Here is a 414-nt window from a genome sequence, read left to right as displayed (position 1 = left end):
GGAGAGGTCCGCGTTGACGGCCTGCACCTTGCCGTCAGCGGTGTCGAGTGCGACGGACAGTTTCGGCGTGAGTTTGCCGTAGCGGATCGAGGTCGTCAGCTGATAGCTGCCGCGCGCCAGATGCGAAAAAACGAAATCGCCGAGATCGATCCGGTCACCGAGTTTCGTCGGCTCAGGGAGCGTGAGGGATACGTTCTTGGCGACGATCTCCTCCGTCCGGGCGTTGCGTAGCGCTTCGACGCCTTTGTCGAGACCGGGATAAAGTTCGGCGAGCAGGCCGGGAATGCGGTCGATCCGCATGGAAGCCCAGTCGATCGGCCGCCGCGGCAGGAAGCGCAGGTCACCCTCGGCGCGGCCGATTTCGAGCCGCGCAAGTTCCATGCGCCCACTCAAAAGTGGCATCGGATCGAGCAC

General features: G+C 63.8%; 1 protein-coding gene. It reads right to left on the bottom strand.

All coding sequences use genetic code 11. The features are described from left to right. The coding region (locus AC1D0P_RS30605) for a hypothetical protein (RefSeq protein WP_477680167.1) at window positions 1-414 on the bottom strand (414 nt) is incomplete at both ends.

It is taken from the genome of Polaromonas sp. P1_G2, assembly GCF_056405515.1.
The sequence above is the reverse complement of the archived record's forward strand: the minus strand, read 5'-3'. Positions and strand labels throughout refer to the sequence as shown.